The sequence below is a fragment of the Sphingobacterium sp. Lzh-3 genome (genome assembly GCF_046764375.1).
Taxonomy (GTDB): domain Bacteria; phylum Bacteroidota; class Bacteroidia; order Sphingobacteriales; family Sphingobacteriaceae; genus Sphingobacterium.
On record NZ_CP177226.1, the window covers coordinates 1,299,676 to 1,320,350 of the forward strand.

18 protein-coding genes are annotated in these 20,675 nt (G+C 39.9%); 14 read left to right on the plus strand and 4 right to left on the minus strand.

All coding sequences use genetic code 11. From position 1 onward, the window contains the following. The first annotated feature begins 4 nt into the window (after positions 1-4). The 5 genes from murC to ACLCDV_RS05280 all read left to right on the plus strand — a co-directional run bounded on the left by murC (position 5) and on the right by ACLCDV_RS05280 (position 6,663). Positions 5-1,360, plus strand: a complete 1,356-nt coding sequence (murC, locus tag ACLCDV_RS05260) for a UDP-N-acetylmuramate--L-alanine ligase (RefSeq protein ID WP_333576668.1) — start codon at positions 5-7, stop codon at positions 1,358-1,360. Continuing rightward, on the plus strand, positions 1,353-2,189 hold the full coding sequence (locus tag ACLCDV_RS05265) for a cell division protein FtsQ/DivIB (RefSeq protein ID WP_120335351.1): 837 nt from the start codon (positions 1,353-1,355) through the stop codon (positions 2,187-2,189). The genes murC and ACLCDV_RS05265 overlap by 8 nt, the downstream gene beginning before the upstream one ends. A 25-nt stretch (positions 2,190-2,214) precedes the next feature. Beyond that, positions 2,215-3,591, plus strand: a complete 1,377-nt coding sequence (gene ftsA / locus ACLCDV_RS05270) for a cell division protein FtsA (RefSeq protein WP_046673975.1) — start codon at positions 2,215-2,217, stop codon at positions 3,589-3,591. Positions 3,592-3,731: 140 nt separating this feature from the next. Then, positions 3,732-5,432: a cell division protein FtsZ gene (gene ftsZ / locus ACLCDV_RS05275; RefSeq protein WP_317668198.1), complete on the plus strand. Its 1,701-nt coding sequence runs from the start codon at positions 3,732-3,734 to the stop codon at positions 5,430-5,432. An 88-nt stretch (positions 5,433-5,520) separates the two neighbouring features. Next, positions 5,521-6,663, plus strand: coding sequence for a sugar phosphate isomerase/epimerase (locus tag ACLCDV_RS05280; protein WP_317668197.1), 1,143 nt, complete (start codon positions 5,521-5,523; stop codon positions 6,661-6,663). A gap of 27 nt (positions 6,664-6,690) precedes the next feature. Here ACLCDV_RS05280 and ACLCDV_RS05285 read toward each other — a convergent pair whose 3' ends face one another. Beyond that, positions 6,691-7,332, minus strand: a complete 642-nt coding sequence (locus tag ACLCDV_RS05285; protein WP_309366537.1) for a response regulator transcription factor — start codon at positions 7,330-7,332, stop codon at positions 6,691-6,693. Between the two features lie 277 nt (positions 7,333-7,609). Between ACLCDV_RS05285 and mscL the strand changes: the two genes are divergently transcribed. The 5 genes from mscL (at position 7,610) to tsaB (ending at position 9,831) form a co-directional block, all read left to right on the plus strand. Beyond that, positions 7,610-8,017, plus strand: a complete 408-nt coding sequence (mscL, locus tag ACLCDV_RS05290) for a large-conductance mechanosensitive channel protein MscL (RefSeq protein WP_046673978.1) — start codon at positions 7,610-7,612, stop codon at positions 8,015-8,017. 239 nt (positions 8,018-8,256) lie between these two features. Beyond that, positions 8,257-8,415, plus strand: coding sequence for a 50S ribosomal protein L34 (gene rpmH, locus ACLCDV_RS05295; protein ID WP_075991291.1), 159 nt, complete (start codon positions 8,257-8,259; stop codon positions 8,413-8,415). 60 nt (positions 8,416-8,475) lie between these two features. Beyond that, the gene (locus ACLCDV_RS05300; protein WP_333576656.1) at positions 8,476-8,892 is read left to right on the plus strand and encodes a ribonuclease P protein component; all 417 of its coding nucleotides are present in this window, start codon (positions 8,476-8,478) and stop codon (positions 8,890-8,892) included. Next, positions 8,855-9,109: a membrane protein insertion efficiency factor YidD gene (gene yidD, locus ACLCDV_RS05305; protein WP_333576654.1), complete on the plus strand. Its 255-nt coding sequence runs from the start codon at positions 8,855-8,857 to the stop codon at positions 9,107-9,109. Before ACLCDV_RS05300 ends, yidD begins: the two co-directional genes overlap by 38 nt. An 11-nt stretch (positions 9,110-9,120) precedes the next feature. After that, a complete protein-coding gene (gene tsaB / locus ACLCDV_RS05310; RefSeq protein WP_411973068.1) occupies positions 9,121-9,831 on the plus strand; it encodes a tRNA (adenosine(37)-N6)-threonylcarbamoyltransferase complex dimerization subunit type 1 TsaB in 711 nt (236 codons plus the stop codon). Here the strand turns inward: tsaB and ACLCDV_RS05315 are convergent. Next, positions 9,826-10,731 (minus strand): CorA family divalent cation transporter, encoded by a 906-nt coding sequence (locus ACLCDV_RS05315; protein ID WP_333576651.1) that lies wholly within the window; start codon positions 10,729-10,731, stop codon positions 9,826-9,828. The genes tsaB and ACLCDV_RS05315 overlap by 6 nt on opposite strands. A gap of 88 nt (positions 10,732-10,819) precedes the next feature. Beyond that, positions 10,820-11,437, minus strand: a complete 618-nt coding sequence (locus tag ACLCDV_RS05320; protein WP_046673981.1) for an OmpH family outer membrane protein — start codon at positions 11,435-11,437, stop codon at positions 10,820-10,822. A gap of 191 nt (positions 11,438-11,628) precedes the next feature. Here ACLCDV_RS05320 and gyrB point away from each other — a divergent pair, with 191 nt between their 5' ends. The 4 genes from gyrB to ACLCDV_RS05340 all read left to right on the plus strand — a co-directional run bounded on the left by gyrB (position 11,629) and on the right by ACLCDV_RS05340 (position 19,760). Then, positions 11,629-13,587, plus strand: a complete 1,959-nt coding sequence (gene gyrB, locus ACLCDV_RS05325; RefSeq protein WP_046673982.1) for a DNA topoisomerase (ATP-hydrolyzing) subunit B — start codon at positions 11,629-11,631, stop codon at positions 13,585-13,587. Positions 13,588-13,744: 157 nt separating this feature from the next. Beyond that, a complete protein-coding gene (locus ACLCDV_RS05330; protein WP_411973069.1) occupies positions 13,745-15,781 on the plus strand; it encodes a hypothetical protein in 2,037 nt (678 codons plus the stop codon). Next, complete coding sequence (locus tag ACLCDV_RS05335; protein WP_411973931.1) at positions 15,778-17,862, plus strand: ComEC/Rec2 family competence protein; 2,085 nt, start codon at positions 15,778-15,780, stop codon at positions 17,860-17,862. The genes ACLCDV_RS05330 and ACLCDV_RS05335 overlap by 4 nt, the downstream gene beginning before the upstream one ends. Then, the gene (locus ACLCDV_RS05340; protein ID WP_411973070.1) at positions 17,859-19,760 is read left to right on the plus strand and encodes an ATP-dependent DNA helicase RecQ; all 1,902 of its coding nucleotides are present in this window, start codon (positions 17,859-17,861) and stop codon (positions 19,758-19,760) included. The genes ACLCDV_RS05335 and ACLCDV_RS05340 overlap by 4 nt, the downstream gene beginning before the upstream one ends. Position 19,761: 1 nt before the next feature. On the opposite strand, the gene ACLCDV_RS05345 is transcribed toward ACLCDV_RS05340, so the two are convergent. Next, positions 19,762-20,601, minus strand: a complete 840-nt coding sequence (locus tag ACLCDV_RS05345) for a sulfurtransferase (RefSeq protein ID WP_333576642.1) — start codon at positions 20,599-20,601, stop codon at positions 19,762-19,764. Positions 20,602-20,675: the final 74 nt, after the last annotated feature.

Sequence of the window (20,675 nt, forward strand, 5' to 3'; positions counted from 1 at the left end):
AAGTATGAATCTAGATGCAATAAAACAAGTTTACTTGATCGGAATAGGAGGTATAGGCATGAGTGGTCTTGCGCGCTATTTTAAGCATTTGGGCTGTGAGGTGAATGGATATGACCGTACAGAAACTGAGCTGACTAAAACCTTAGTCAAGGAAGGAATCGCGATCTCATATCAGGATGATATCAATACGATTGATGCTATTTTTCACGTACCTACAGCGGGGACATTAGTCATTTTTACACCAGCCATTCCTAAAGATTCGAAGATTAAAGCTTTTTTGGAATCTCAAGGACATATACTATATAAGAGATCGCAGGTTTTGGGGATCATTAGTGAGAGTAGATTTACGGTCGCTGTTGCCGGTACACATGGTAAAACGACAACTTCTACAATGGTGGCACATGTATTGAAAGATTCGGGTTACGACTGTTCTGCCTTTTTGGGTGGAATCAGTTCTAATTACGGTACCAATGTGCTTTATGGAAATAATAATACAGTTGTGGTGGAGGCTGATGAGTTTGATCGGTCATTTCTGACGCTTCACCCTAATATCGCAATAGTAACTTCTTCGGATGCGGATCATTTGGACATTTATGGAGATCGCAGCCATCTGCTAGAATCATTCCAATTGTTCTTGGATAAAGTAGTTGAAGGAGGTACACGTATTATAAAAAAAGGCCTCGAGTTTGCTGGGCAGATAAATTATTCAGGCCATGAAATCGCTGATGCATATGCTTCCAATGTGCATGTACGCGACGGAGAGTTCTTTTTTGACTACCAAGATACCAACGGGCGGATAGATGATATCCATTTAGGTATTCCTGGTACCCACAATGTTGAAAATGCGGTAGCCGCGATTGCAGTAGCCCGTTTACTTGGGATTGAAAATGAAGCGATCAAGAAGGCATTGACAACATTCAAAGGAGTAAAAAGAAGGTTTGAATATATTGTCCGTAAACCTGGAACGGTGTATATCGATGACTATGCGCACCATCCAGAGGAACTGCGTGCATTTTTAACTTCGATGCGTAAATTGTATCCCACAAAAAAATTAAATGTGGTCTTTCAGCCGCATTTATTTACCCGTACTCGGGATTTTGTGGATGGTTTCGCAGAGGTGTTGTCCATGGCAGACAATCTGTTGTTAATGGAAATTTATCCAGCAAGGGAGCTTCCTATCGAAGGGATCAATTCGAGTTGGTTATTGGATAAAATTACGGCAGAGAAAAAACAGCTTGTAACTGCAGAAGAAGTCTTGGAATTCGCACGCGATGAAAAGCCGGAACTGATTGTTACAGTTGGGGCAGGTGATATTGATAAATTGGTTAAACCGTTACAGGAAATTTTAGGGCATGCTTAAAAAATTACGTAACATACAATGGAATCGTGTACTCTACTTTACGCTGTTTTTTATCGGCGTAATAGTTGTCGTCGTGATTATGACTATTGTGGGGAAACGTGATGAGCAGCAGGTTTGTAAAGATATTAAAATTGTCATTGAAGGCACAGAAGCTTTTATTGATCAGGCTGATATCTCCAAACTGATCGAACAAAACTATGGTAGTTTTGCGGGAAAGAAAGTCAATGGAATTCCCTTTCAAAAGGTTGAAAAAACCTTGCGCAAATTACCTTATGTTTCCGATGCCAGTATACATGCTGATATGGATGGTACGATCAGAATTAATATTAGTCAGCGCGAGGCTGTCATGCGGGTCATCAACAAAAATGGAAAGGAATTTTATGTGGACCCTAATGGGTTGAAGATACCGACAACGTTGAAGTATATACCGCATATCATGGTTGCAACGGGTAACATCGCCGAAGGATATAATGAAGCACTGGATACCATATCAACGCCCTTGGTGAAAGATTTGGTAAAGGTTATAGAGTTTATCAAAAACGATGAATTATGGAGTAATCAGGTTGTGCAGATCTACGTCAACGGGGATAAGGATATTGAACTTGTGCCTCGTATTGGGACACAGCAGTTGATTGTTGGATCGGCAGATTCATTGGAACAAAAATTTGAATTATTAAAGACCTTTTATACGCAGATCATGCCAAAAGTGGGTATAAATGCTTATGGTGTTGTCAACGTAAAATATGGAGGTCAGATTATCTGTGAAAAGCGGGGAAACTGGAGTTTTTCAGATGATCAAACAAAAAAAGTAGCAAATAATACATTATAGTAATACAGCAACAATACAGGAAATTATGAACTCAAAGGCAGCAGAAATTGAAAGAGAAAACCCAATTATCGTGGGACTCGATATTGGTACTACCAAAATTTGTGTTACGGTTGGGAGACGTAGCTCAGGAAACAAAATTGAATTATTAGGTGTGGGCAAAGCTGACTCTGCAGGTGTAAGCAGGGGTGTGGTTGCTAATATCCAGAAAACTGTGGGAAGTATTTTAGAGGCTGTCGAGATAGCCGAAGCACAGTCTAATGTGGATATTAAAGTGGTGAATGTGGGAATTGCTGGCCAACACATCAAAAGTATTCAACACCGTGGAATATTTACCAAAACTGATGGTGATGATGAAATCATTCGACGCGATATCGAACGACTGATTTCGGATATGTATAAACTGGTACTGCCTCCAGGAGAAGAAATTATACATGTGTTACCACAGGAGTTTACGGTAGATAACGAACCGGGTATTCGCGAACCAATCGGTATGGCTGGTCGTCGTATTGAAGCAAATTTCCATATTATATCGGGACGTGTAACGGATATTAAAAATATCAAGAAATGTATTGATAATTCCAATCTGGAAGTTGCTGAGTTGATTCTCGAGCCTTTAGCGTCTTCTGAAGCTGTATTGGATGAAGACGAAAAAAATGCTGGTGTTGTATTAGTAGATATCGGTGGTGGAACCACAGATGTTGCCATCTTCCATGAAGGAATTATTCGTCACACTGCTGTGATTCCTTTAGGCGGTAATATTGTAACGGAAGATATCCGTCAGGGATGTTCTGTTTTGCGTTCTCAGGCTGAATTGTTGAAAACTCGTTTTGGATCAGCATTAGCTGATGAAAATAAAGAAAACGAAGTGATTTGTGTGCCAGGCTTGAAAGGCCGTGAACCGAAAGAAATTTCCGTTAAAAATTTGGCTTATATTATTCAAGCTAGAATGGAGGAAATCATTGAGCACGTGTACTATGAAATCAAATCTTCTGGATATGAAAATAAGCTGATCGGCGGTATTGTTATTACCGGTGGTGGTGCTCAATTAAAACATTTGGTACAACTTGTTGAGTATATTACTGGAATAGATTGTCGTATCGGATTTCCGAATGAATATCTTTCTAAGAATGAGGTTTTACCAAAACCGTTGTTTGAAGAATTGAAAAGTCCTTTGTATGCAACAAGTATTGGCTTGTTGATTAAAGGGATTCAATCGCATGAGGAAGAAGAAGATAGCCGTAGAGAAATGCACACCCCATCGAAAAAAGTGCAGGCAGCTACGGTGACAACGAAAGAGGTTTCTGAACAACAACAAAAAGAGCAAGGATTATTGTCATGGTTCAAACGTTTTATCAAAGACGGTAACGAAATCGATGACGCTAGTTTTTTAGATAAGAAGTAAGTTTTCCACAATAGTTGAAGTTTTCCACAATTTAACAAATGTGGAAAACTTTTGTTGAAATTATATTATTATTACATTACATATAGTGGGTTTGATTCGTTTTGATATCATCTTCATTGTAAGTTAAATAGGGATAAGTTATGTCAATACAGTTTGAAATGTTAAAAGAACAATCTTCAATAATCAAGGTTATTGGGGTTGGTGGTGGTGGCGGCAATGCCGTAAACCACATGTATAAACAAGGAATTAGTGGGGTAGATTTTATCGTGTGTAATACTGATGCGCAAGCATTGGAGTTAAGCCCGATCCCGAATAAAGTTCAATTGGGAATAAGTCTAACCGAAGGTATGGGAGCAGGAGCAGATCCTGATGTGGGTGAAAATTCAGCGATCGAGAGTATTGAAGATATCAAGCGTATGTTGGGTACCAATACCAAGATGTTGTTTATTACCGCTGGTATGGGTGGTGGTACCGGTACTGGTGCTAGTCCTGTATTGGCGAAAGCTGCCAAAGAATTGGGTATTTTAACTGTTGCTATTGTCACTACACCATTTACGTTTGAGGGCAAACGCCGTCGCTCTCAAGCGGAGGAGGGGTTGTCTGAGTTACGCAAATATGTAGATTCTTATTTGGTCATCTCAAATGATCGTCTTCGGGAGATTTTCGGAAATCTAACGATGACCGCGGCGTTCGCAAAAGCGGATGATATCTTGACGACAGCAGCAAAAGGTATTGCGGAAATTATAACGATCCCTGGTTATGTTAACGTCGATTTTAAAGATGTGCGTACAGTAATGAACGACAGTGGTGTTGCCATCATGGGGAATGCTGTTGCCGAAGGTGAAGATCGTGCATTACGTGCTGTAGAGGGAGCCTTGGCTTCGCCTTTATTAAAAGACAATGAGATTGAAGGCGCTCGCTATATTTTATTGAACATTACTTCTGGAACAAAAGAAGTAACCATGGATGAGGTGGCAATCATTACGGATTACATTCAGGAAAAAGCCGGTTTGTCAGCTGATTTGATCTGGGGTAACTGTATTGACGAGAACTTTGAAGATGAGTTGTCAGTAACAATTATTGCTACTGGTTTTCAAACATCTGAAGAACGCGATAAAGAACGCGAAAATACAAAAGTGTCTATGCCCTTAACTGCTGAACCGGCTAATTCTTTTATCAAACCTGTTTCACAGGTAGCACCAAGAGAAGTTCCAGCTACGAATAGTTTCGTAACTCCGGTTCAACGTGTGGATACACCGGCCCCTTCTTCCAATACCTCAACGCCAAATAATCTGCAATCTGATTTGTTCACCTCACCGAGAAATGTTGTACAACAACAGGTGGCTGTTGAGGAACCTCAGGTTATACGTCATGATTTAGGTTTTGATGGTGGTTATGAAGAAGAAACTTCATTTTCAGGAGATAGTGATTTTCAATTGAAAACTTCACCGTCTGTGTTTCAGTTTCAGATGCCAACAGTTTTTGATTCGTATACTGCCCCTTCCGCGTCGGCGTATGAAGAAAAACCAACCTTTTCATCCAGTACAACAAATGAACAAGTGGAGGTTCCACAGGTTGAGGAAGAGCAAGTTTCATTTGAAGATCAATTGGTTCGTACGAAAGAACGTATTCTACGGTTGAAGGAATTAAGCATGAAACTAAAATCTTCAAATGGTTTACACGAGCTTGAGAATGAGCCTGCTTACAAAAGAAAACAAATGTCATTGGAAGATACACCACATTCTTCACAATCTCAGGTGTCTCGTTTTACACTTTCGTTTGAAGATGGAAATACTGAAATCAGACCGAACAACTCTTTTCTACATGACAATGTAGACTAGTTGATTCACCATAAAATAATAAAAAGCCATCCAATCGGATGGCTTTTTTAGTATCTTTAAATACCGAAATAAGACAATTATACAAGCTATGACGACAAAATTAAATAACCCTGTATGGGTAATGAGTTCTGCATTTGATAAATTATCCTTACCGGAGTTGATCCAGACGACCAAAAGGATCGGCGCTGGGGGGATAGACCTTTGTGTGTTTAGAAAAGACGGTACCCGTGAAGATCATACTGCAACGCATTTAGACTATGACGATTTTACGCCTGCAAAAGCAAGGGAAATTATTGAGTTATTCAATCAGGTTGATTTAAAACTTTCGCTTGGTGCTTTTGAAAATATGATTGGAGGCGACCCTGAACAACGCGTGAAGAACCAAAATCATTTACTAAAATTGATCCGTATTGCACATTTGCTTGGTGGCGATGAAAATAACGTCAAGGTAGGGACATTTGTAGGCTATAACCACGAATTGGGCAATCAAATTGATGGATTTCAAAAAAATCTCGAAGAATACAAACGCGTATTTGCCCCAATTGTTAATTATGCAGAAAGTTTAGGCGTAACCATACTTTATGAAAACTGCCCAATGGAAGGATGGCGCTCCTCACGTTATAGCTCTACCTATAACAATCTTCCCGCCGTGCTGGCCGCTCGTAAATTAATGTATGCGATGATTCCGAGTAAAGCGCATGGCGAGATCTATGACCCTTCACATGATGTTTGGCAAAATACAAATCCAATTGAGGTCATTCGTAATACAGATATCAGCCGTTTACAGCGTATACATGTGAAGACTACACGTAATTTACAGACTGCTGCACGTATTGATTGGGGGGGAATGTATCCAATGCAACATGTTGACGCTGAATTGGCTAAAAAGGCCAATGTGAGTATTCCGGGGCATGACTGGGATAGACATCACTACGAAGCAATGCTGCCTGGCTTTGGCGGATCCGACAGTATGGATTGGCGCGGTTTCGTTGACTTATTACAAGAACGCGGCTTTAGTGGGCCTTTTGAGATCGAAAATGAAGCGAAGAATTCGAAAGATACAGGTGATTTTTCTGCAACGGTTCAAGGATTTACGACCTGCCTCAACTTTTTAGCACCGATGTTATGGGATTTAGAAGCAGAGGTGGGGTATTCTTATAAGAAATCTCAACCTTTAAAAGACCTGAACGTAAAAGATGTTCCAGTTGTTACGATGGATGAGTTAAGCTAGAATACGAAATACACTCCAACAAAATGACTAATTGTTGGAGTGTATTCTGAAAAGTTCAATAAGTTCAGGAATATTAGAAACATTGAGTTTTTCAAAGATTCTGCTTTTATACGTGCTCACTGTTGAAGGGCTTAACTCCAACAAGCTAGATACTTCAATAATCCCCAGTCCCTTTATCAATTGTTTAGCAACGTCCACCTCTCTATTTGACAAACGTGCCAACGGATTTAGTTTCGTCAATTCAGACTTGCTCTGTGTCAATTTCTGGATGTATAGATCCTGGACAGTGCTCGACATATACTTCCCTCTATCCTGAATAGCCAGAATAGCATTGGAAAGTTCAGCCATTGCTGTTGTTTTGTTGAGGTAGCCTACCGCTCCAGCTTCGATATAGCGCAGAGCATATAGTGATTCGTCATAAGAGGAGAAAATCAAAATTTTGATGCTTGGTCGGATTTGAAGGATCTCCTCAACGACACGTATATTATTTCCTCCCGGCATATTAATGTCCAACAATAACAGGTCGAAATCCTCTACCTTTATTTTTTCAAGAACCTCGTCAAAGGTTTCAGCTTGGAATATTTCTGCCTTTTGAAGAGTTTCTTTAATAATAACGGAGGCTCCTAACCGTACAATACCGTGGTCGTCTGCTATAAGAATCTTTTTCATAGATATGCTATCTGATGCTGGGCTTTAATTACCGTATGAAATAAAGTACTAACAATATACAATATATCTTGATATTTTACTAGTTAACGCGCAAATATAAGAAATTAAGTTAATAAAAATTGGGGCGGGGCGAGTTGCGTATCTTTTTATATAAATAGGACATAGGCTAGAAAATATAGCACAATATGAGTTTAACGATAAAAAATTGGCATATTTTAATTAGATTTATGTGACAATTACTAGTTTTGTCATAATTTATGGACTAAAAAATTTAAATATGGGATTTTTAAAAGAGTTTAAAGAGTTTGCAATGCGCGGCAGCGTGGTCGATCTGGCTGTCGGTGTTGTTATCGGTGGAGCCTTTGGTAAAATTGTCACTTCATTGGTTGACGATATTATCATGCCGCCCATTGGTTATTTAACAGGCGGTGTTGATTTTTCATCCAAAAAATTGATTTTAAAAGCCGCAGATGAAGCTACTAAGCAAGCTGAAGTATCTATTAATTATGGAAACTTTATTAATGTAGTTATTCAGTTTTTAATTGTAGCGTTCTGTATTTTCTGTGTTATCAAAGCTTTGAATTCATTAAAACGTAAAGAAGAGGCAGCGCCTGCTGCACCTGCAGCACCGACAAAAGAAGAAACCCTGTTGACTGAGATCAGAGATATTCTAAAAAATAAATAGTATAAAATATATACCTCATCTGTAAAAAACAGCAGCGGCAAACGGTGCTGTTTTTTATTTTGTGGCAAGAGAAAAATTGATTTTTAAAGCTGTGGCTGAATAAATTAGCTTGTCTGCTTCATATTAACTTTAAATGTTCGTAATATTGTTTGTTTTTGTCTAAAATAAACTTTACTTTTGCATTCCTCTTGGGGAGTTTTGTATTAATTGAAGTAAGAACAAATTAGCATAATAGCGTCATGAAAAGAACATTTCAGCCATCGCAAAGAAAAAGAAGAAACAAACACGGTTTTAGAGAGCGTATGAGCTCTGCAAACGGTAGAAGAGTATTAGCTTCACGTAGAGCTAAAGGTAGAAAACGTCTTACAGTGTCTGACGAATACCGTCACAAAGGTTAATCTTTGACAAGGATCGGTGGCCGCTTATAAGAGCATTTTCTAATAAGATCAAGTCATCGTATGAAAAATACATTTACAAAAGAAGAACGGTTATGTGCGAAAAGGCGTATTGATGCGCTTTTTAAAAGCGGTTCTTCTTTTGTTTTGTATCCATTTAGGGTTGTTTTTATCTTCGAGAAAAACAACTTGACTGACGATATTCCCTCCAGTCAGTCTATCATTTCCGTATCCAAACGTAGGTTCAAAAGAGCAGTTGATCGCAATTCGATTAAGCGAATGATGCGTGAGAGTTACCGTTTACAAAAATCGAATGATTTGATTCCATTTTTGTTGAAACATAATGTAACTTTGTATTTAGCTATTCAATATGTAGGCAAGCAGATCTTAGCGTATGATGTGTTTAGCACTGCAATGAATAAAATGCTGAAAAAATTGCAGGATGAATGTGCTGAAGCTTATTTGGAAAAAGGGGATTAAACCCTTATTTAGTTTTATTTTCTTGGCTATTATTCGTTTCTACCAAGTTTTTATCTCACCATTTTTAGGCGCCAATTGTAGATATACACCTACCTGCTCTCAGTACGGTAAGGAAGCTATTCTCAAATATGGTCCTTTTAAAGGTGGCTGGATGGCTTTGAAACGAATTGCGCGTTGCAACCCCTGGGGTGGCCATGGGCATGATCCTCTACCTTGATTTCTATAACGATGATGAATAATTTAATTTTACAAATTGATACATCAACCGCTGTATGTTCGGTTGCCTTGAGTGAAAATGGTCAAACGCTACAAGTTATCGATCTCGATGAACCAAATGCGCATGCGGCTAAATTGACGATTTTGATTGAGGAAATTCTTAAACAGACAAGCCGAAAGATGCAGGATTTAAATGCTGTCGCGGTGAGTATGGGACCAGGTTCGTATACAGGCTTGCGGATCGGTGTGTCTACGGCCAAAGGTCTCTGTTATGCGTTAGATATACCTTTGATTGCTATTAACACGTTAGAAGCGTTGTTTTTAGGGTATAAGGGGCAATTTGGTTTAAAAAAAGATGAAGCTTACCTTCCTATGCTCGATGCCCGTCGTATGGAAGTGTATTCAGCAGTTTATAATCATGATGCTACGTTGGAGAGAGCGACATCTGCGGAAATCATCGATGTTGATTATTTCAATGAATTATTGCTGAACTACCATCGTGTCCATTTATTTGGTTCGGGAGCCGATAAATTCCAGGATTTGTTCAGTGCAACAGATCGCGTGGATGTGCTGAGCGGATTTAAAGTTTCGGCGGCTTTTCTATCGCCGTTGGCCTTTGATAAATTTCAGCGGAAAGAGTTTGAGGATGTTGCTTATTTCGAGCCATTCTATCTTAAAGATTTTGTGATTACCCCTGCAAAGAAAAAGGTTGGCCTATTATAGCCAACCTTTTCTTTTGAACCACAAATAAATCGCAAGGGATATGGCGACCATGATCCCGATGGCCACTGGATATCCATAGTACCATTCTAATTCGGGCATATTTTTGAAATTCATTCCATAAATTCCTGCCACAAAAGTGATTGGCATAAAAAATACGGAAAAAATCGTTAGGATGCGCATAATCTCATTGGTGTGATTAGACGAGATATTGAAATACACATTCAGTAGTTGTGCTACATTTTCCGATAAGTTTTCGTACAAGGTTGATGTCCGGACCTGGAGATCTTTTAAATCGCGGGTGTACACATCTTTTTTGGACGAGGAATGAAAATGCTCAACGACCTCTCTGTAGAGAAAGATGACCTTTCGTGCAACATCAATCTGCCTTTTGATAAAATAGAGGTTTTTCAGTATGGGCTGTTGTTTCATGCGTTTGAGGAATATCAATTCTTCGTATGCATCGATGCGTGTTGAAAGTTGCTCTAAAGTTTGACTAAAGGTGAATACAGCCGCAGTCGTGATAAATACAGCCAGTTTACGGCTGTTTTTTGTCTTGATGGACGTAAATTCAATGTTCTTGAGTTTTTCTAAAAATTCGATGCGACGTTTGTGGACAGTAATCACAAAATCGCTTCCGTAGAAGATGGTCAGGCGGTCGGTGACTTCTCCGATACTGTCTGAATTTTCTTTGAAATTGTCCGACATGACACGGAGAATAACAAAGGTATAATTCTCAAATTCTTCAATTTTCGGTAGATGTTCTGGTTCTTTGGAATCCTTGATCGAGGCTTCATTCAAATTGAAGCGCTCTTTGATGAAGGTGAAGTCTTCTGAGGTTGGCTCAGCTATATCTATCCATTCGTAGTTTGCGATTTCCTTTTCAACAATCGTTCTGACCATAAATCTAATTTTAGTAAGGACAAGATAAGAAAGAAAATAAAAAAAGCCATCAACTCAGTTGATGGCTTTCCTAAATTATTATGATCTTCTATTTGTTTGAAGATTTATATTCTTCGTTTAACTGTTTGATTACTTCATTCGTGATTTCCAACGATGGATCAGCATACAATACTGTCGGATTGGTTTTCGAATAGGTCAATACCAGTTTGTAGCCATTTTCTGCAGCATGTTTTTTCAGGAATTCGGTAATTTTATTATAAACATTGTTGAACTCTTCAGATTCGTCTTTTGCAATAGAGGAAGAAGCTGTTTGGTCTAAACGTGCAAGCTCATCTTGTTTACGTGCTAGTTTTTGTTCAGTAGCTTGTCTATCAGGTGCAGACATTGTCGCTGCATTTTTTTGATATTCGGCAACTTCTCGTTGGAATGCAGTGCTTTTAGATTGCAGATCCGTTTGTGCTTTCTTTACTTTGTTTTCAAGCTTTGATTTAATGTCCTTAAAATATTGATATTTTTCAGAAAGTGAATCCGAGTTTAAATAGACGATTTTATCTTTGTTACTTCCCTGGCTCTCCTTGCTTACCGTATTGGAATCATTTTTTGCAGGTTCGTTTGCTGTTTTTGCACCTTGGTTACATGATGCAATAGTTCCAACCAATAAAAGGCCAAAGGAAACTTTCGATACAATTGAAAATATAGTGTTCATTTTTTTGTTATTTGCAAATTATTACTGAAAACAAACCTAACATAAAAAAATCGAAATTCTAGTTTTTAGTAATAAAAAAGTAAAATTATCCTGTGTATTATAATTCGGAATATAGGTTCAATACTTGTTCACGGACTTGATAAATCGGCCAAAATTTCGTATTTTTGAATATTACATTTAAGAGGTTTTCAATGAGCGAAGAAAATAAGAATGCATCCACCTATTCGGCCGATAATATTCAGGTATTAGAGGGTTTAGAAGCGGTTCGTAAGCGTCCATCCATGTATATTGGTGACACCGGTGTGAAAGGATTGCACCATTTGGTATACGAGGTTGTTGATAATTCAATCGATGAAGCTGTAGCAGGATATTGTACAGATATCTTTGTTACTATCCATAAAGATAACTCGATTTCTGTCCGGGATAACGGGCGGGGTATTCCTACAGGGATCAACAAAAAAGAGAATAAATCAGCCCTAGAGCTTGTAATGACAGTATTGCACGCCGGAGGTAAATTTGATAAAGATACATACAAGGTTTCTGGTGGTCTGCATGGTGTAGGGGTTTCCTGTGTGAATGCGCTCTCTACCCTTTTGAAGGCAGAGGTTCATCGCGATGGAAAGATTTTCCAGCAGGAGTACCAAATTGGTAAACCCTTGTATGATGTGAAAGAAGTTGGTGTTTCGGATAAGACGGGTACGATTGTAACGTTCCACCCGGATGCGACAATTTTCACGCAGACTACTGTTTATAATTACGATACATTGGCCAACCGTCTTCGTGAGCTTGCATTTTTAAATAAAGGTGTGAGCTTGACGTTGAATGATGAGCGTGAGACTAATGAAGACGGTTCTGAAAAGAAAGAAACATTCTATTCAGAGGGCGGTCTGAAAGAGTTTGTGAAATTTTTGGATGGTAACCGTCAGTCGTTGATTCCTGAGCCAATTTATGTTGAAGGTGTGAAACAAGGTATCCCTGTTGAACTGGCTTTACAATATAACGATACGTATTCAGAGAATGTCCATTCTTATGTGAATAACATCAATACGATTGAAGGCGGTTCTCACGTTGCAGGTTTCCGTCGTGGTTTGACACGTACCTTGAAAGCATATGCGGACAAGTCAGGTTTGCTTAAAAATTTAAAGGTGGAAATTACCGGTGATGACTTCCGCGAGGGATTGACAGCTGTAATTTCAGTAAAGGTTGCAGAACCTCAATTTGAAGGGCAAACCAAAACAAAATTAGGTAACTCCGAGGTGATGGGGGCTGTAGATGTTGCTGTTGGTGAGATCTTAGGTGTTTATCTGGAAGAGAATCCACGTGAGGCAAAATCTATTGTTCAAAAGGTTGTTATTGCAGCTCAAGCACGTGCTGCTGCACGTAAAGCCCGTGATTTGGTTCAACGTAAAACCGTTATGGGGGGCTCTGGACTTCCGGGTAAATTAGCCGACTGTCAAGACAACGATCCTACGAAATGTGAGATCTATTTTGTCGAGGGGGATTCTGCGGGTGGTACTGCCAAGTCTGGTCGTGATAGAAAGCATCAGGCGATCATGCCTTTACGTGGTAAGATCCTGAACGTAGAAAAAGCAATGGAACATAAGATCTACGAAAATGAGGAGATCAAAAATATGTTTACAGCTTTGGGGGTGAGTGTAGGTACTGCCGAAGATGCTAAGGCACTGAATCTTGAAAAATTACGTTATCACCGCATCATCATCATGACCGATGCCGATGTGGATGGGTCCCACATTACAACATTGATCCTCACGTTCTATTTCAGATACATGAAGGAATTGATCGAAAGAGGATATGTATATATCGCTACACCGCCGCTATACTTGGTGAAAAAAGGGAAAGAGCATGAGTACGCTTGGAATGAAGATCAACGTATCAATGCGATTCAACGTTTGAAAGGAAGTGGTAAAGAGGATAGTGTACACGTACAACGGTATAAAGGTCTTGGAGAGATGAATGCTGAACAGTTATGGGATACAACCATGAATCCTGAAACGCGTACTTTAAGACAGGTGACAATTGAAAATGCGGCGGAATGTGACCGTATCTTCTCGATGTTGATGGGGGACGAAGTTGCTCCACGTCGTGAATTTATTGAGAAAAATGCACGCTATGCTAAAATTGATATATAATTGATTTGATCGTAAAAGAATAAAAAAGCCTGATGAAATTTTTCATCAGGCTTTTTTTATTCTTTTATATTTCCTAATTTCATACTAGTGAACCGTTTTTCTGCCGGGATAAAAGGTTCATCGCCTAGCATTTAGCCAATATTAATTAAAACCTATTATGAAATATTGTAGCAAGATTTTGCTCTTTATAGGTTGTTTTATTGGACTAACCTGTACGGCGCAAACAAATGAAAAAATCGATCTCCAAGACTTATTTGAAAGCTTATCGGAAGAGCTTCCTGAGGATGCTGATCTGAGTGAATTCACTGAAAAGTGGTATCATTATCTCAAACACCCGATCGATCTAAACAAAACTGATGGCAGAGAACTCACTGAATTACAGTTTTTGGATCCTTTATTAATCGAACACCTACTGGACCATAGGGCCATTTCAGGAGATTTTATAGACCTACTCGAATTACAGGCCATTGAAGGGTTTAATGAACGAATAATCAGTTTGCTGTTACCTTTCGTAAGGGTAGGTCCGGAATCTCCCGTTGAAACCTTGAAATCGAGAAATTTTAAACAGGAATTTTTAATACGGTACGCCCGGATACTCGAAAAAGCAAAGGGCTACCGTATAGTCGATTCGACGAAATCCCATTATCTTGGCGATGCCAATCGCTATGCTTTTCGGTATAGAGCCCAGTTAAACGATGGGTTTCATCTCGCGGTTAATATGGAGAAAGATGCGGGGGAGCCATTTTTTAGAGACAGACAAAAAATGGGATTTGATTTCTATAGCCTAAGTATATCGATAAAGTCTTTAGGCCGTTTCAGAAATATCGTGATCGGTGACTATGTTTTGCAATTTGGCCAGGGACTCAGTATGTGGAATGGTTTGAATTTTGGAAAAGGGGGATTGGTACAGCATACTGCCAGACAAGGGATGGGCGTAAAGTCATATACGTCATTAAATGAGGCTAATTTTATGCGTGGCATTGCCGGGACATTACAAATTAGGCACATTGAAATTACACCTTATTTCTCCTACCATTCCATTGATGGAAAAGTTAATCGTGCAACTTCTCCGCCTACGATTTCAACGATCGCAAGCTCAGGCCTGCATCGGACTGCAACCGAACAGCAATACCGTCACGCAGCATCGCAGCTAGCCTATGGATTGAATCTATTGTGGCGCTATAAACGGTTCAAAATGGGTGTTCAATTCAATCAGACACAGTTGAATGTCTTTAAAACAAAAGGCAACGGTATACGACAAAAAGCGGACTTTGAGGGTGATTTTTTGCGCAATATAAGTCTATATGCAAACTATACGATTCGGAATGCTTATTTATTTGGTGAGTACGCAAACAGCATAGATGGCGGTTCAGCACTGTTAGTAGGATCTATCATAAGTTTACATCCACGTTTATCATCAGTTATATTGCTTCGGGACTATAAGCAAAATTTTCATACTTTTTATGGACAGGGATTTGGTGAATCGGATAACAGCTCCAACGAGCAGGGGGCTTATTTGGGATTAACGTATCAATTGGGTAGAAAATTGCTCTGGTCCAATTATGCGGATATATTTCGTTTTCCGGGAGCCAAGTATCAGGCTGATACGCTATCTACAGGCGCTGATTTTTTTAGCCAGCTGAGTTATATGTGGTACAAAAGAGGCCAACTTTCATTGCGCTATCGCAACCGATTGAAACAAGTTAATTACCAGGGAGCGGGACAAACCGAGCATGGGCTTGTGAATACCAGCAAACAGCAGTTCAGGGTAGAATTTCATTACCGTCTAAGTTCAATATGGACGATTCGCTCCCGTGTTGAAGCCAATCTATTCCAAAAAGAGTATCAGGAGAATAGTTTTGGTTATATGCTTTATCAAGATGTGTTCTGGAAGTCTAGCGCTGGAAAATTCCAGTCGAATATGCGCGTTGCCTTTTTCGATGCGGCAAGTTATGATAATCGGATTTATGCCTATGAGCAGGATGTGTTATACGCCTCGGGTTTTGGAATGTACAATACAAAGGGATGGAGAATGTATTTCAACCTGCAGTATCGGTTAAATCGCCATCTTCAGGTATGGGCCAAATATGCGGTCTATTATTATCCGGGGCGGGAGAATATCGGGACTGGATTGGACCAAATTGAGGGGAATAGAAAGTCAGAGATTAAGGTACAGTTGCGGTGGCAGTTATGAAAGAGTTGAGTTTTCAGCAAAGGTTGGAGCGACTTCCTACGCTTAAGCTTGCTGTCCCATATCTTGTGACGCTTCTTCTGGCACCTCGATTGCCTATGTCGCTCCATATTTTCCAATGGGTTCAACAGCTATTAGTTGTGCTGGTTTTGATAACGTGTTGTTGTTATTTATTAAAGGGAAGAATTCGTCAATATGGTTACACCTGCGGGTATTATGTGTCTGTTGTATTATTTGGGATTTTTCAATTTTGGCGTGAGGACCCTTTGGTCACAACCAGTCATTTCTCCCATATCATGACGGATAGCTACGTTGTCAAAATTATTGAAGAGCCCAAGGTGAAGGGGGATTTTATTCGTTGTTCGGCAGAAGTAATAGGGGCTTACCAAAAAGGTGAATTTGTTGAAACTACAGGTAGACTAATGTTATCTTTAAAATCCAGTCAGAAGAACCCATTGCAGTTTGGTGATCTATTGTGGTTAAAAGGTCAAGTAAAGGAAATAGCTCCGCCATTCAATCCAATGGAATTTGATTATAAGGAATATTTGAAAAGGCGGCATATCTATCATGAAGCTTTCGCAGTCTTTGGTCGGTATAAGCTGATCAGTAGGAGAGAAACAATGGCTTTTTCCTTGACTGGGCTTGCCTTACAAATAAGGCGGTTTTTTTTGGTCAAGCTTCGTCCTCATATCAAAAGGGAGGAACACTTTGCTATAGCGTCAGCCTTATTATATGGCTCCCGGAGCGATATCAGTGCCGAAAGCATCCAGGCTTTTACCAATACGGGAACAATACATGTGTTAAGTGTATCGGGAATGCATGTTGCTGTTTTATTCGGTTTTTTATCCCTTATTTTCAAGCGCATTGCCTGGCCTTCCTATCTTAGATGGCTGCCACTAATTTTGTTATGGAGTATGATCTGGATATATGCTTTTATTGCCGGTCTTGATCCACCCATTACACGGGCGGCTATTATGATTAGCTTTGTGCTATGTGCACAGCATTTTAAACGAAGCTTTTCAACACTGAATTCGCTTATTATTGCCGCATTATTGATTCTGCTTGTGGTTCCACGAGCTGTCGTCGATGTGGGGTTTCAGCTGTCCTTTCTAGCCGTTTTGGGTATGACGATATGTTCGCCGCTTGTCGAAGAATTCCTTCCGGTCAAAAGACCGATATCACGGCTTTTGAGAGATGTTTTGGCTGTTTCTATTGCTGCGCAGCTATTGACTACACCACTGAGCCTTTATTATTTTGGGCAATTTCCGACGTATTTTCTGATAGCCAATGTATTAGTCGATTTGCCTTCAACCTTAGTGATGTATCTTGGTTTTATCATGACAATCAACCCAATACAGGTGCTTAACGATTTATTGGGTTTCCTATTGGAACACCTCATTGCTTTCATCTTATCCTGTTTGAAATTTATCGAACATTTGGCTTTCTCAACAATAAAAGTTGCACCTATGGGACTGGAGCTGCTATTCTTGACCTATTTTGCACTATTTTCTTTTTTATATGCTTTTCAATGGAAAGATAAAAAATACGTTTGGCTAGGGGGATGCTGTGCAATTGGAATACTATTGATCACTGCGCAAGAATATTTAGAAAATAAAGATGTAGAACGGTTTCGGGTCTATAATACGAAACATGAGTTGACGATCGGGTATTTCAACGATGGGCGCGGTATCGTTTACAGCACATTTGATTCTGTGCAATCTCCAGGCTTGCAATATGCATGTGGAAGAGAAATCCAATTATTGACGCGGGAAAAAGTTCAGTTTGTAGCTTTGAATGGTCGGGAGCGGAAAAACTACCTTGTTACGCTACCTTTAGGTAGAATTGCCATTTTATCGCATGCAGGGGGAACAATGACGCATGCCGACCTTGTCATTGTCAGAAAAAATTTACTAAATGGTTTACCGCGTTTATTGAAGCAAATTAGACCAAAACTTGTTATACTGGATGGATCCAATTCAATGGAGAAATCCAAGCATACAAAACGTATGTTGGATAGTTTGGGGATACAGAATTATCTCATGAAAGATAATTTTGCGTATGTTTGGGATAAGGAGAACTTATGACGCAAGATAGTATATCAATCTTAAGGCAATACTGGGGATTCGATTCATTTAGACCCCTGCAGGAAGAAATTATTCAATCGGTCATTTCAGGTAAAGATACACTGGCTTTATTGCCGACTGGTGGCGGAAAGTCGATTTGTTTTCAAGTACCTGCCTTGATGCGGGAAGGGATTTGTATTGTCGTTACACCGCTCATAGCATTGATGAAAGATCAGGTTGAGCATTTGAGAAAAAATGGAATTCAAGCGGTCGCGATTTATGCTGGAATGCGGAAGAGGGAGGTGGATATAACATTGGACAATTGCGTCTATGGTCAAATAAAATTTCTCTATCTTTCTCCTGAAAGATTGTACAATGATATCGTGAGGGAGCGCATACGATTTATGAATGTAAATCTTTTTGCGATAGACGAAGCACATTGTATTTCTCAGTGGGGGTATGATTTCAGACCACCCTATTTAGAACTCGCTAAGTTACGGGAACTGCACCCCAAGGTTCCTTTTCTGGCCCTTACAGCGACTGCAACTGAGCGTGTCATTAGCGATATACAACAAAAACTGAATTTTCCGAAAGAAAACGTATTTGTCAAAAGCTTTCTCCGCGACAATTTGGCTTATATGGCCATTGAGGAAGAGGATAAGATGGGACGTATAGTCCGCATCATACACAAGTTGGGTGGATCCGGTATTGTCTATGTCAGAAACCGGCGGGAAACGCAGGAGATAGCCCGTATTTTGGTCAATAATGGCATTTCGGCAGATTATTACCATGCCGGGCTCACGGGGCAGGAACGCGATCAGAAACAGCAAGGGTGGATGACAAATGTTGTTCGCGTTATTGTAGCCACAAATGCATTTGGGATGGGAATTGATAAACCCGATGTACGGTTTGTCATTCATCTCGATTTGCCTGATTCGCTGGAGGCCTATTATCAAGAAGCCGGTAGGGCAGGAAGAGATGGCAAGAAGGCCTATCCCGTTATTCTTTATCAAAAGGCAGATGAGCGGAAACTTGTCGATAATTTGCAAGCGAGCTTTCCTGATATTCCATTTATTCAACAGACCTATCATTACCTTTGTAATCATTTTCAGATTCCCTATGGTTCTGGAGAAGGAGTGACTGTAGATTTTGATGTTGTTGCATTTGCAAAAAAATATCAGCTGCCGTTGGTTCCTGTTATGAATGCGCTGAAGTTTCTGGAGCGGGACACTTGGTTGGTTTTGTCAGAAGCTGTCACAATACCTTCACGCTTTAAGTTTGAAATTGATAGCGCCGAATTGTATAAAGTTCAGGTGCAGTATGTCAAATATGATAAGCTTATTAAGGCTATTTTGCGCAGCTATGGTGGTGTATTTGAAAACTATATCCTCATCAATGAATATGAATTTGCACGTAAGTTAGGTCTGCCTTATGCTCGTGTTGTCGAGCTGTTGAAGTCGTTGGAGACACTGGAAATAGCGAGCTATCTGCCTTCTACAGATGCGCCACAATTGACCTTTTTGCAGAACCGAGTCGATTACAAACACCTGCATATCGATCATATTTTTATTCGCGATCGCCATCAGGTGAAGGAAGAGGAAGTCAATGGCATGATCGCTTATATTGAACAGAGCAATTGCCGCAGTCAGTCGCTGTTGTTATATTTTGGAGAGAAAAATGCGGGATTCTGTGAAGTATGCGATTTATGTTTGATCCGCAATCATCAGGAAAAGCAGCGGGCAAAAATAAAAGCAGAAATCAAAAGCAGTTTACTTGCTGGAGCTAAAAATATTCACGATTTGGTGGCGAGTCTGACGATAGGTACAGAAAAGAAAAGAATAGAGATCATCCGTGATCTCCTGGACGCGGAAAAAATCCGCTTGGAGGATAATCTCTATTCTTGGAATACCTTGTTTTAAGCTATTTTTCGACGGGAAGATTGAGCTCTTCACGTCCCCATTCTGACCAGGAGCCATCGTATACACGGATTTGCTCGTGCCCGGCAAGGTGAGCGGCAAATGCTAAGATTGAGGCCGTGATTCCCGATCCACAGGAGAAAATGTATTCATTTCCGGTCGCGTTAAAATGATCAAATTGCTGTTTCAATTCATCAACGGGTTTATAAACGATTCCATCAAATAATTCTTCGAAGGGTAGGTTTTTGGAATGGGGGATATGCCCACCATGAAGGCCTTTCCGGGGTTCAGCTACTAAGCCGCTGAATCGACCTTTACTTCTGGCGTCAAAAATATTCACTTGAGCATCCCGATAGTGGGTTAAGACGTACTCTTTATCGGCATACAGATTTGCTTGAAATTGCGCTTTAAAGTTGCCGGCTTTTGCAGCGGTTGTATACTGGTCTACGACTGGCAGATTGCTGTTTTTCCAAGCGGGAACACCACCATTTAAAATATAGACCTGTTCAAATCCCATCACTTTAAACATCCACCAGGCCCTTGGGCTTGAATAAACGCCCCATCTGTCATATAATACGACCGTACTATCCTGATTTATTCCCAAACTTTGCATTTCCCTTTCGAATACCGCTGCAGAAACGAGGGTATGCGGTAATTTGGAAGTAGCATCCGAAAGTTTCCCTTCGATGTCAAAAAATTGAGAATGGGGAAGTACTTCGAACTTGGTATCCTTGATGGATTGACCAACTTTGTCGATGGTGCAATCGAGGAGGACAATGTCTGTATGCTGTCCCAGTGATTCCTGAAGTTCTGTGGGGTTAATTAAGGCTGATTTGAATGACATAACAATAACGTTTATTGTTACAAAATTACAAAAGCATCCCTATAAAAACAAAGCGGCTGTCCTTTTGGAACAGC

Bases quoted from the DNA above. Each gene is read 5' to 3' on its own strand.
- murC (WP_333576668.1), top strand. From the start codon at position 5: ATGAATCTAGATGCAATAAAACAAGTTTACTTGATCGGAATAGGAGGT.
- ftsZ (WP_317668198.1), top strand. From the start codon at position 3,732: ATGTCAATACAGTTTGAAATGTTAAAAGAACAATCTTCAATAATCAAG.
- ACLCDV_RS05335 (WP_411973931.1), top strand. From the start codon at position 15,778: ATGAAAGAGTTGAGTTTTCAGCAAAGGTTGGAGCGACTTCCTACGCTT.
- tsaB (WP_411973068.1), top strand. From the start codon at position 9,121: ATGATGAATAATTTAATTTTACAAATTGATACATCAACCGCTGTATGT.
- ACLCDV_RS05345 (WP_333576642.1), bottom strand. From the start codon at position 20,601: ATGTCATTCAAATCAGCCTTAATTAACCCCACAGAACTTCAGGAATCA.
- ACLCDV_RS05280 (WP_317668197.1), top strand. From the start codon at position 5,521: ATGACGACAAAATTAAATAACCCTGTATGGGTAATGAGTTCTGCATTT.
- mscL (WP_046673978.1), top strand. From the start codon at position 7,610: ATGGGATTTTTAAAAGAGTTTAAAGAGTTTGCAATGCGCGGCAGCGTG.
- ACLCDV_RS05340 (WP_411973070.1), top strand. From the start codon at position 17,859: ATGACGCAAGATAGTATATCAATCTTAAGGCAATACTGGGGATTCGAT.
- ACLCDV_RS05285 (WP_309366537.1), bottom strand. From the start codon at position 7,332: ATGAAAAAGATTCTTATAGCAGACGACCACGGTATTGTACGGTTAGGA.
- ACLCDV_RS05330 (WP_411973069.1), top strand. From the start codon at position 13,745: ATGAAATATTGTAGCAAGATTTTGCTCTTTATAGGTTGTTTTATTGGA.
- yidD (WP_333576654.1), top strand. From the start codon at position 8,855: ATGAATGTGCTGAAGCTTATTTGGAAAAAGGGGATTAAACCCTTATTT.
- ACLCDV_RS05315 (WP_333576651.1), bottom strand. From the start codon at position 10,731: ATGGTCAGAACGATTGTTGAAAAGGAAATCGCAAACTACGAATGGATA.
- gyrB (WP_046673982.1), top strand. From the start codon at position 11,629: ATGAGCGAAGAAAATAAGAATGCATCCACCTATTCGGCCGATAATATT.
- ACLCDV_RS05320 (WP_046673981.1), bottom strand. From the start codon at position 11,437: ATGAACACTATATTTTCAATTGTATCGAAAGTTTCCTTTGGCCTTTTA.
- ACLCDV_RS05300 (WP_333576656.1), top strand. From the start codon at position 8,476: ATGAAAAATACATTTACAAAAGAAGAACGGTTATGTGCGAAAAGGCGT.
- rpmH (WP_075991291.1), top strand. From the start codon at position 8,257: ATGAAAAGAACATTTCAGCCATCGCAAAGAAAAAGAAGAAACAAACAC.
- ftsA (WP_046673975.1), top strand. From the start codon at position 2,215: ATGAACTCAAAGGCAGCAGAAATTGAAAGAGAAAACCCAATTATCGTG.
- ACLCDV_RS05265 (WP_120335351.1), top strand. From the start codon at position 1,353: ATGCTTAAAAAATTACGTAACATACAATGGAATCGTGTACTCTACTTT.